The 10,277-nt window shown below is 70.9% G+C and carries 9 protein-coding genes and 1 pseudogene; 5 read left to right on the forward strand and 5 right to left on the reverse strand.

All coding sequences use genetic code 11. The features are described 5' to 3' along the window. A pseudogene (locus CSR00_RS31070) lies at positions 1–262 on the forward strand (hypothetical protein); the annotation flags it as partial. Between the two features lie 16 nt (positions 263–278). Here CSR00_RS31070 and CSR00_RS28115 read toward each other — a convergent pair. Next, positions 279–614 (reverse strand): hypothetical protein, encoded by a 336-nt coding sequence (locus CSR00_RS28115; protein ID WP_099025663.1) that lies wholly within the window; start codon positions 612–614, stop codon positions 279–281. Between the two features lie 111 nt (positions 615–725). On the opposite strand from CSR00_RS28115, the gene CSR00_RS28120 reads away from it, so the two are divergent. Then, a complete protein-coding gene (locus CSR00_RS28120; RefSeq protein WP_176562308.1) occupies positions 726–1,658 on the forward strand; it encodes an LLM class F420-dependent oxidoreductase in 933 nt (310 codons plus the stop codon). Between the two features lie 39 nt (positions 1,659–1,697). Next, positions 1,698–2,297, forward strand: a complete 600-nt coding sequence (locus CSR00_RS28125; RefSeq protein ID WP_245906685.1) for a hypothetical protein — start codon at positions 1,698–1,700, stop codon at positions 2,295–2,297. A 24-nt stretch (positions 2,298–2,321) separates the two neighbouring features. On the opposite strand, the gene CSR00_RS28130 is transcribed toward CSR00_RS28125, so the two are convergent. After that, positions 2,322–3,815 (reverse strand): dynamin family protein, encoded by a 1,494-nt coding sequence (locus CSR00_RS28130; RefSeq protein WP_099025665.1) that lies wholly within the window; start codon positions 3,813–3,815, stop codon positions 2,322–2,324. Positions 3,816–3,897: 82 nt separating this feature from the next. Between CSR00_RS28130 and CSR00_RS30910 the strand changes: the two genes are divergently transcribed. Next, a complete protein-coding gene (locus CSR00_RS30910; RefSeq protein ID WP_099025666.1) occupies positions 3,898–4,341 on the forward strand; it encodes a hypothetical protein in 444 nt (147 codons plus the stop codon). Here CSR00_RS30910 and CSR00_RS28140 read toward each other — a convergent pair. From CSR00_RS28140 to CSR00_RS28150, 3 genes are all read right to left on the reverse strand, one after another. Beyond that, positions 4,307–6,178, reverse strand: a complete 1,872-nt coding sequence (locus tag CSR00_RS28140) for a dynamin family protein (RefSeq protein WP_176562309.1) — start codon at positions 6,176–6,178, stop codon at positions 4,307–4,309. The two genes, CSR00_RS30910 and CSR00_RS28140, sit on opposite strands and share 35 nt — an antisense overlap. A 103-nt stretch (positions 6,179–6,281) precedes the next feature. Beyond that, on the reverse strand, positions 6,282–7,412 hold the full coding sequence (locus CSR00_RS28145) for an IniB N-terminal domain-containing protein (protein ID WP_099025667.1): 1,131 nt from the start codon (positions 7,410–7,412) through the stop codon (positions 6,282–6,284). Positions 7,413–7,674: 262 nt separating this feature from the next. After that, complete coding sequence (locus CSR00_RS28150; RefSeq protein ID WP_099025668.1) at positions 7,675–8,256, reverse strand: Rv0340 family IniB-related protein; 582 nt, start codon at positions 8,254–8,256, stop codon at positions 7,675–7,677. Positions 8,257–8,498: 242 nt separating this feature from the next. On the opposite strand from CSR00_RS28150, the gene CSR00_RS28155 reads away from it, so the two are divergent. Further along, positions 8,499–10,277 (forward strand): Hsp70 family protein (locus tag CSR00_RS28155; protein ID WP_099025670.1); only part of this gene is annotated, 1,779 nt, incomplete at its 3' end.

The raw sequence follows: 10,277 nt of genomic DNA on the forward strand, positions 1-10,277 counted from the left end.
CACCCTGCCGCCCCAGCAGGGGCCCTCCCCCTACCCCCTAGCAGACGTATTCGGTGGATGGCACGTCGTCGGCCGACTTCAAGCGTTCAGCCCCAACGGTGCAGGCCCAGAGTGGCCCGAATTCCCACAGGACCAGGCCGCCTGTGCGGCCCGCGCCCCGGCCAGCATCGAACGCCGCGAGTACCTCACCTCCGCACCACGGCCACGCTCCGACTTCCCCACCCTGCCCAGCGAGCCCGGCTGGCCCGTGCAAACCCAGTAAGCGAGACCAGTCAGGCCTACATATCGACGGCGTTGCCTACGACGCCGGCCTGCTCGCCGACTGTCTTCAACGTCGCGGCGCCGCGCTCCTCCATGTAGCTGAACATCTTCGCGGTGGTGTCCATGCCGGTGGCTTGATGGTCGAGAGCCGCGGTGTTCTTGGTCGCCAAGTTGGCCCAGTGGCTGGCCAACGAGGACAGCGCCCGGGCCGAGGAGCCCACCCAGCCGCTCCGGGCGTCATTGACACCGGCCACGGACTTGCCGTGGGCACGAGACAGCGCCGTCGACTGCTCGGCGACCTTCGAACTGCCCGCCACCAGGCCGGGAATATCGACCTTGAGCACCTCGCCCACCGCGCTTCCTTCCAGCAGAATGCCCGATGAGACGAGGCTAACCCATGGTTTCCGCGGCTTCACGTCGCTCGCGTCGCCAACCCGTCGTCCGACGCGCCTAAGCTGGCGACCGTGGACTTCCGGGTATTCATCGAACCTCAGCAGGGTGCCAGCTACGCCGACCAGCTCAGCGTGGCCAAAGCCGCCGAGTCCCTCGGCTATTCGGCCTTCTTCCGTTCCGACCACTACCTGGCGATGGGCGGCGACGGCCTGCCTGGTCCCACCGACTCGTGGGTGACGCTGGCCGGGCTGGCCCGCGAGACCGCCACCATCCGGCTCGGCACCATGGTCACCTCGGCGACCTTCCGTTACCCCGGGCCGCTGGCGATCTCGGTGGCCCAGGTCGACGACATGAGCGGCGGCCGCGTCGATTTCGGCGTCGGCACGGGGTGGTTCGAGGCCGAACACCAGGCGTATGCGATCCCGTTCCCACCGCTGCGCGAACGTTTCGACCGGCTGGAGGAACAGCTGGAGATCCTGACCGGGTTGTGGTCGACCCCGGTCGGCGAGACCTTCGACTACACCGGCAAGCACTACACCGTCGCCGACTCCCCGGCCCTGCCCAAACCGGCCCAACGGCCCTACCCCCCGGTGATCATCGGCGGCAAGGGCGCCAAGCGCACCCCGGCGCTGGCGGCCAGGTTCGCCTCGGAGTACAACGTCCCCTTCGACACGCTCGACGTGATCGAGAACCTCTACGGACGGGTACGGCAGGCCGTGGCCGACGCGGGACGCGCCGCCGACTCGATGACCTACTCGGCGTGCTTCGTGGTGGCCGCCGGTCGCGACGACGCCGAGGTCGCCCGCCGCGCCGGCGCGATCGGCCGCGAGCTCGACGAGTTGCGCACCAACACCCCGCTGGTCGGCACGCCCGCCGAGATCGTCGACCGGCTGCAGCCGTTCGCCGAGGCCGGGGTCGAGCGGGTCTATCTCCAGGTGCTCGACCTGGCCGATCTCGACCATCTCGAGGTGTTCGCCGAGGGAGTCGTCACCCAATTGCGATGACGGCCGTGCGCGTTGGGATGCGCGTTAGGATCGGAGCCCGTGGCCCGGAACGACAACCCTGACGACGACATCTATGGCGAACCGACCCAGTACGCCAACTACGGCGGCAGCGGCGGTCAGGCCTACAGCGAGGTTCCGCAACAGCCGGATTACACCGAGTACGGCGCGGGCGGTTACGGCTATCCCTCCGACTATCCCCAGCCCGGCGGCGAACCGCCGACACCCTGGTACCAGAAACCGGCGGCGCTGGTCGGCCTGGGGGCGGTGGGTGTGGTCGTCGTGGCGCTGATCATCTACGCCATCGTGAGCCTGGCCGGCGGGTCGTCGGACACCACCGACACCACCACCACGACACCCACCACCACCGAGGCCGGCGAGGCACCCGCGCCGGTGCCCGGGGAGACCCAGACGGTCACCGAGACCGCCCCCGGTTCCCCCACCACCTCCGAGGCAGCTCCGACGACGACGACCGAGGCCCCGACCACCACCACCACGGAGCCGACCACCACCACCCCATCACCCTCGGTGAGCACCAGCACGGTCACCGAGACCGTGACCCAGTCGCCCACGCGCACCTGGCCCACCCTGCCGACGCTGTTCCCGCGCCCCGGTGACGGAGGTGGGGACAGTTCCCCCTAGCTGTGATGTCCAGGGACGCCCGGTTCAGAACCCGCGCGCCGAGAACAACGCCACCATCGCCTCGGCGCTGCGCGCCGCCGCCCGGCAGGCCCGGGTGGTGAACGGATCGTTGAGCGGATGCTCGGCGCGACGCCGCCAGCGCTGCGCCGCGGCGAAGGCCGCCCGCGGACCGTCGTAGGGCTCGTCGGGTGTCAGACCCAGCCGGCTGGCCGGGTCGGTACCCGACCCGCCGATGATCCGGCGCAGCGAGGCCATCTCATCTTCATTGAGTGTCGTTGCTCGCGAACGTAATTGGCTGAGCAGCCGCAGCTCCTCGAAGGCATGGGTGTCGGCCAGCAGTGGATCGATGTCGGCGAGGATGTACGGGGTGGCCCGAATCGGGTGGCTCTCGACGAAGCGCCGCAGCGACAACAGTGCCGTGTGCGCCTTGAGCAGCTCCGAGCGCTGGGCGAACTGCTGGTCGATCACGTCGCGCAGCGCCACCAGCCCGCTGCGCTCCAGCAGTTCGTCGGCCAGCGCCACCGAGTCGCCGACGCCCGAGCGCAGCACCGCGATCGCGATGCGGACGCCGAACATCCCGAACCGGTCGAGCAGCGCGGCCCGTGTCGGCGCATCGACGGGCAGCGAGCTGTCCTCCCGGGCGAACCGGTCCACCGAGAGCATCGCCTTGTTCAGCTCGGCGGCGTCCACCCCGGCCAACTTCTCCAGGGCGACGAACTCGCTCTGCCGCAGCGTGCGGGCGGTGAAGGCGAGTAGCCCCGACACCGGCACCACCGCCTGGCAGATGCCGGTGCGATCCATCTCGGCGGTGAAGCGGGCCGCGACCTCGCGGGCCGAGAGCATGGCGTCGAGCCGCCCGGCGCCGATCTCGTCGGCCCGCGATGCGACACCGACGACCCCCAGGGCTCCGGAGGCGCCGCCGACCAGGTCACCGATCTGGCGCAGCAACGCGATGTCGGCGGCGTTGAGGGTGCGCAGCAAAAAGACGACCGCGTCCACCCGCGGGACCCCGTCCTCGGGGACCAGCAGCCGCAGTGTCCGCTCGGAGACGTCGGGGCTCAGCGACGACGTGCCCGGGGTGTCGATGATCGTGGTGTCGATCAGTTCGGCGGCCGGCCACTGCACCTCGAGGTCGGCGACCTGGCGCGGATCCAGCGCATCGAGATCGAAGGTCAGCCCCTCGCCCTGCGCGCCCCGGATGATCGGCACGTTCGTGCGCCGCCCGCCGTAGTGATCGGCCGTCACGCGCGGGGTCGCGCCGTGCCGGAACCAGGTGACGATGCGGGTGGCCTCGGTGGCGTCGGTGGGCGCGATGTTCTCCCCGACGAGGGCGTTGACCAGCGTGGATTTGCCCGCTTTGAGCGGCCCGGCCAGCGCGATGCGGATCGGTTGGTTGAGCTGCCAGCCGATCCGGTCCAGTTCGGCGAACACGTCGGGCCGTGTCGAATACGCCGGGGTGTCCCGGTAGGCGCGCACGGTCCCGCCCAGGATGGCGCGCACCTGATCGCTCGTGCTCATGTCCGGTCGAGTTTACGGGGCCGACCTCGGGAGACCTCGCGACGAGTTGCCGTGCGCCCGGTGATCGCTAGTATCGGCGCCCGTGTCCGAAAGTGAGCCGGGGAACGACACCTGGCACCGGAAACCGGGTGCGGTTTTCGCCGCGGGCGGTCTGACCGTGGCCGTGCTCGCGACCCTGGTCGTCACCGTGGTGCAGAAGTCGGACGAGTGGAGCAAACCCGTCACGCCGGTGCTGACCACCCTGCCCAGCCCGACAGCGCCGACCACCTCACGCAGCCAGGCACCGCTGATCATCACGCCGGACACGTCGAGCTCCACGTTCACCACCAGCGTGCCGCTGTCGACCACCGACATCGGGCTGCCGGGCCCGGCGGAGTCGACCCCCACCACCTCCGAGTCCGGGGAGTCCGAGACGCCGTCCCGGAGCTCCCGCACCACCGAGTCGGATTCCGGGGATCAGACCACCACGACGACGCGGAAGCGGCCGCGGCTCAACGAGACCCGGACGGCGCGCCCGGTGCCCTGAGCTTGGCGACGTTGTCGACGACCTGGGTGAGGATGTTGAGCTGACGCTCCAGTTCGCGCACCCGCGCGGTGCGCTCGGCCTCCTCCATCCGCGCGGCGGCGATGGTGGCCTGCAGTGACTCGTTGAGCGAGCGTGTGGTCTGGTTGGCGATCTCGCGGTAGTGGTCGCGCAGCTGCCGCTGGATCGCCTTGAGCCGGTCGCGGGATTCCTTGCTGACGACGAAGAGGACGTCGTCGACGAACCGGCGCACGTTGGTCTTGGCCTCGTTGCGCACCCGCAGCATCCGGTTGTCCATGTCCTCCTTGTAGCTCTTGCGCCCCAGCAGCAGGCCCGCGCCCAGCGAGATCGGATTGAACATGCCCAGGCCGGCCACCGAGGTGAGCATCCCGAACATCAGCACCCCGCCGTAGGAGCCGCGCATGCTGGTGATGGCCTTGTGCCCGATCCGGATGGGTTTGGCCTCGAGCCTGGCCAGCGATTTGAGCCCGTCGAAACCGGCGCCCATCTCCCGGGCACTGACCTCGGGCAGCTCCACGGCCTCCAGTCCGGCCTCGACGAACGTGCGGGCCACCTCGGCGGCCAGCGCCTCGGCCCGCCGGTAGGCCCACACGAAGTTGTCGCCGACGGCGGTGGCCACCGCGTTCTCGACGTCCGCGCCGATCTCGGCCCAATGCTGGGTCGGGTCGCAGGAGTCGATCACGCGCTCGTTGTGCCCGACGATGTCGCGGAACCGCGAACGCAGGTCGTGGTCGACGTCGGCGGTCAGGTCGGCGATGCCGTCGTTGAGCACCTGCTGCCACAGCGCGGTGTGGGCCAGGGCGTCCTGTGCCTCCTGTTTGCGCCGCTCGAGGTCCGCGGTGAGCCGGCGGACATCGTCGGGATCGTTGATCGCCGACAGGCCGGACCTCACCGCCAGCGTCAGATGCTCTGCCGCGGCGCCGATTTCGTCGACCACCTGATCCCGGATGCGGTCGTTCTCTCTGGAGAGCACCTTCTCGGAGAGAAACTTCACGATCGCCGGGAAGTTCGACTCCTCGTTGAGTTCCTTGTCGTTGAGCTGCACGGCGTGGCTGCGCAGCAGCGAGGAGGCCGGGATGACCGGCAGCTCCAGGCGGGCCCGGCGCAGGTGCTCGAGGTCGGCCTGCACCACCTGCCGCCAGTGCGGGTACAGGTCGGTCTTGGTGGCCACCAGCGCGGCCACCGGGCAGATCCCGTGGGCCTGCTGCAGGAAGCGCATCTCGGGTTCGGTGAACTCCTGGCTGGTGTCGGAGACCATCAGCATGGCGTCGGCGTCGGGCAGCAGCCCCAGGGTGGCCGACAGGTGCGGCTGGCCGTGCCCGCCGACCCCCGGGGTGTCGACGAAGGCCAGGCCGCCCTTGAGCAGCGGGCTGGGCGCGCTGACCTCCACCCGCAGCACCTCGCGGCCGGCGGCCTGGGGCGCGCGGCGCAGGTCGTGGCGGATGTCGTCGACCGGGATCTCGATGACCTCGGGATCGTCCCGCAGCGCCCCGGGCGGCGGTGCGACGACGATGCGGGCCGAGGGTGTGTCGCCGTAGCCGACGACGGTGATCAGCGCGGTGGTCTCGTCGTCGCCGACGCGGGCCACCGGCATGTTCAGCAGCGCGTTGAGCAGCTGGCTCTTGCCCTGTTTGAGCTGGCCGGCGATGACGACGCGGATCTGCGGGTCGGTGATCCGGGCGCGGGCGACATCCAGACGCTGACGCAGGTCGCCGCGGTCGTGCAGGTCGGCGATGGCGGCGGTGTGATCGATCAGTTCGACGATCACCTTCACCGGGCGCGGGTCCTGCGCGGGGGGCGCTGCCGCGTTTCCCGTCATCGTTCACTCACCGCCTTCGCCGTCTGCCGTGACCTCTGGTTAGACCGTATGCCGCGCATCCGGCGGGGACCGTGACGGTCCCCGCCGGGCGGCGCGCCGCCGCTCAGAAACCGAGCAGGTGGTGGTTGCCCGACGCCAGCGCGGTGTCGTGGCTGTTGTCCAGTGCGCTGCCGGTCAGCGAGGTGTCGGTCAGCGACGTGTCGTGGCCGTTGTCGAACAGCGAGGCCGACAGGTCGGTGCTGTGCGAGGTGCTGTTCGCGACGCTGGAGCTGTAGCTGTCGTCCACCGAGTGGTCGGAGCTGTCGCTCACCGTCGTGGTGGTGTGGCTCTGCGAGTACGACTGCGAGTGCGACTCGGTGCTGGTCGACGAGCTGGCCGCGCTGTCGCCGCCGACCTGCGACTGGTCACCGCCGACGGTGTTCGTCGCGGTGTCGTTGCTGACGATGACGATCCCGCCGCCGCCGGCGTCGCCGCCCGAGGAGTCGCCGCTGCCCAGGCCGATGAGGCTGTCGCCGCCGCTGGCCCCGCCGCCGTTGCCGCCGCTGGCGTCGACGTCGTGGAACACCGGCCCGTCGTTGTCCTTGATGACCGAGCTGCCGCCGGTGGCGGTGGTGCCGTTGTCGTCGACGTCGCCGCTGCCCACGTTCACGTTGGAGCCGGTGCCGGCCAGCACGTCTCCGTTGTTGACGTCGTTGTTGTTGCCCAGCACCGCACCGTCGCCGCTGACGATGTCGCCGTCGTTGTTGCCGTCGACCACGACCGCACCGTCGGTGGCGGTGGTGGTCGACTTGTCGCCGAAGGTGATGTCACCGAAGCCCAGGTTGAACGCGCCCTGCTGGGAGTTGGCGCCGGAGTCCTGGTTGGGGCTCATGATCGGCGTGGCGTTGTGGCTGGCCAGGTCGGTCTGGTTGTGACTGGCCAGCTCGGTGTCGGTCTGCGGGGCGAAGGTGCGTTCCGGGGCGTAGACCGGCGAGGCGATGCTGGCGGCCGGCGAGTAGTCGGTGGCGGGGGCGAACCCGTAGTGGTTGGACACCGCGCGCTGCAGGCCGACGATCGGGTCGCCGCCCCCGAGCACCATGCTGGGCACCGCGGTGGCCGCCACCTGGGTCATCTGCGCGGCGGACACGCCGGCGAGCCCGGCGTCGCGCAGGGTGTCCTGCGGTGCCATCACGAAGGCGCGGGCCGCCTCCTCGTCGCGGAACAGGTTCAGGATCCAATCGATGATGTTGAGCATGTGAGTCCCTTTCGCTTGCTCGCACCGAGGTGTCCGGCGCGTTGAGATTCACGCTATGGACTCGACCACCCCGGGAAAACGGGGCGTACACCCGTTCCGGAAGACCTCCCCCCGGGGCTGCACACGGAGATTCGTTAGGGGATTAGGGGCTCCCTAGGGACCCGGTCGCCGCGCCCCCGAAAAATGGGCTGTGAGCTGCACAAACAACGAACGGACGGCGCGTTGCGCCGTCCGTTCGTTGATGGCCGTGCGGGAAGGGGGGTCAGTCGAACAGGTCGAAACCGGGGTGCGCCGGCGGATCGGCATGCTCGGCGCCGGGATGGGGGTGCCCGGCGTCGAGACCGCCCGCGGCATCGGGGTCCAGCAGGCCCGGATCCGGGTCCAGGATCGCCGCGTGACCGTCACCGATATCGCTGAACTGCCCGAACTCACCTCCGGCGGGTCCGGAGACGGACTCGCCGACGGAATCGCCGATGATGGCGTCCACCGATCCCGGACCGGGGGCCTCCGGCTGCGCGGGGTGGATGACGCCGGTGGAATCGTCGGGCTGCGCGACGGCCGCCGGCCAGTCGGCGTTCGCGTCGTGCGGGGTGAAGGCGTCCAGGGCCGCGGTCGCCGCGCCGCTGGTCCATACGTTGCCCGCGCCCGGGTCGCCGACACCGAACGCCGGCGCGGCCATCGACAGGGAGTCCGACACCATCGGGATCAGGTTGTTCACATCGACGCTGGTCACATCGACCAGATGGGCGTCGGCGATGGTTCCGGCGGGGTCGGCGGCGTACCGCGCCGCCATGGCGGGGTCGCGCACCAACGCCATCACGAAGTCCAGCAATTCGTTTGCCATTGGCCGTCTTCTCCCCTGGTGTGACCCGGGGTCGGCTGCGCGAGCCCGGTACCCGAATCGTATCCGGGTCGGCGCGCCGGCTGATCGGTGCGCACCCCGATGCGCCGCACGCATCGTTAGGGGATGCACCCATAGGGGATCGACACCGTTAGGGGATCGTTGCCGTGGCGTGCCCGGGACGGTGCCGCGGAGCCGCTAAGGTGAGCAGCGCCCTGCCCCCCGAGACAACCATGAGGTGCGACATGACCGACTCGTTGGGGTTGTCGATCGGCACGACGAACATGGCGGCGGCGCGCACCGGCCGGCCGGCCGTGCACCGCCGCTCCGTGCTGACCCTCTTCGGGGATCGGCCGGCCGAGGTCGGCGAGCCCGGCCCGGGGCAGACATCGGGGCAGGTCCTGCTGGGGTTCGTCGAACGCGTCGGCGATCCGGTGCCGCTGGTCGCCCAGGACGGGTCGTCGCACCGGGCCGAGGCCCTCACCGCCGAGGCACTGGAGGCGCTGGCGCGCGCCACCGGCGGGCTGCCGGCCGAGAAGACGATGATCGCGGTCCCCGCCTACTGGGGGCCGGCCACTTTGGGAGCACTGCGCGGCGCCCTGCGCCCCCGGACCGCGCTGTTCTCCGACGGCGCGCCTCCGCAGCTGGTCTCCGATGCCGCCGCCGCGCTGGCCGCCCTGCAGACGGGACCCGGCCTGCCCACCGCGGGTGTGGTGGCGCTGTGCGACCTCGGCGGCAGCGGCACGACGATCGCGCTGGCCGACGCGGCGACGGGACTGCAGCCGGTGGGCGAGGTGGTGCGCTATCCGGAGTTCTCCGGGGACCAGATCGATCAGGCGATCCTCAACCACGTGCTGGCCGGTATCGCGCAGGCCGGTGCGGGTGACCCGGCGGGCACCACGTCGGTGGCCGCCCTGGCCGCGCTGCGCGACGAGTGCCGGCGGGCCAAGGAGCGACTGTCCGCGGAGACCTCGACGGTCATCCCGGTGGAGTTGCCCGGCTCCACCCGCGAGTTCCGGCTGACCCGCACCGAATTGGAGGGTCTCATCGAGACTCCCCTGGCTGGGTTCCTGGATGCCCTCGGCGACACGTTGGAGCGCAACCGGGTCCCGGCGGCGAACCTGTCGACCATCGCCACCGTCGGCGGCTCGGCCGCCGTCCCGCTGGTCACCCAGCGCCTCTCCGAGCTGTTCCGGCTGCCCGTGGTCACGGTGCCCGAGCCGGGCCTGGCCGCGGCCGTGGGCGCGGCGGCGCTGGCCGAAAACGGCCCCTCCCCCGACGCCTCGACGCGGATGGCCCCCGCGCCGGATCCCTCCGAGCTGCCGACCGGTCTGGCGCCCACGGCCTGGGCCGCCGGCGCCGCGGGGGCGGCGGCGATGGAGTCAGCCACCGACGGGTCGCCCTCGGCGACGTTCCGCGCCCTGGCCTGGTCGCAGGACGAGACGCCGCCGGAGGAGCCGGTGCCCTATGCCGGTGGGGACTATTCGGTCGACCCCGAGCAGGGCGCCACCGGGGCCCGCCCCCCGGTGGACTTCGGCGCCGACGACGAAACCTATGTGATGGAACCGGCGCCACTGCCCTGGTACAAGCGCCCACCTCTGCTGTTCGGCGCCGCCGCCGCGGCGCTGCTGGCCGCCCTCGGCGGGCTGGCCTACACGCTGACGTCCTCGTCCACCGACAGCGGTCCGGTCACCGAGACCACCACGCTGCCCACGCCGCGGACCACCGAGACCGTGACGATCACCGGCACCAACGGCGAGATCACCACCTCCCTGGTGCCCCCGCCGCCACCGCCGGAGACCACGACGACGACCGCGTCACCCACTACCACCACCAGTCCCACCACGACCACCACCACGTCGCCGACGACGACCACCACGACGACCACCACGACGACGACCACGACAACGACGACGACCACCCCGCCGACCACCACGACCAGGACCACGACCACCACCGAGCCACCCACCACCACCGAGGCGCCGACGACCACGCAGGCCCCGACCTGTCCCTCATACACATCT

Source organism: Mycolicibacterium palauense (assembly GCF_002592005.1).
GTDB classification, from domain to species: Bacteria; Actinomycetota; Actinomycetes; order Mycobacteriales; family Mycobacteriaceae; genus Mycobacterium; species Mycobacterium palauense.

What these genes read in the sequence shown, in the direction of transcription:
- CSR00_RS28130 (WP_099025665.1), bottom strand. Translation starts at nt 3,815, where the DNA reads ATGAGCACGAGCGATCAGGTGCGCGCCATCCTGGGCGGGACCGTGCGC.
- CSR00_RS28140 (WP_176562309.1), bottom strand. Translation starts at nt 6,178, where the DNA reads ATGACGGGAAACGCGGCAGCGCCCCCCGCGCAGGACCCGCGCCCGGTG.
- CSR00_RS28145 (WP_099025667.1), bottom strand. Translation starts at nt 7,412, where the DNA reads ATGCTCAACATCATCGATTGGATCCTGAACCTGTTCCGCGACGAGGAG.
- CSR00_RS28150 (WP_099025668.1), bottom strand. Translation starts at nt 8,256, where the DNA reads ATGGCAAACGAATTGCTGGACTTCGTGATGGCGTTGGTGCGCGACCCC.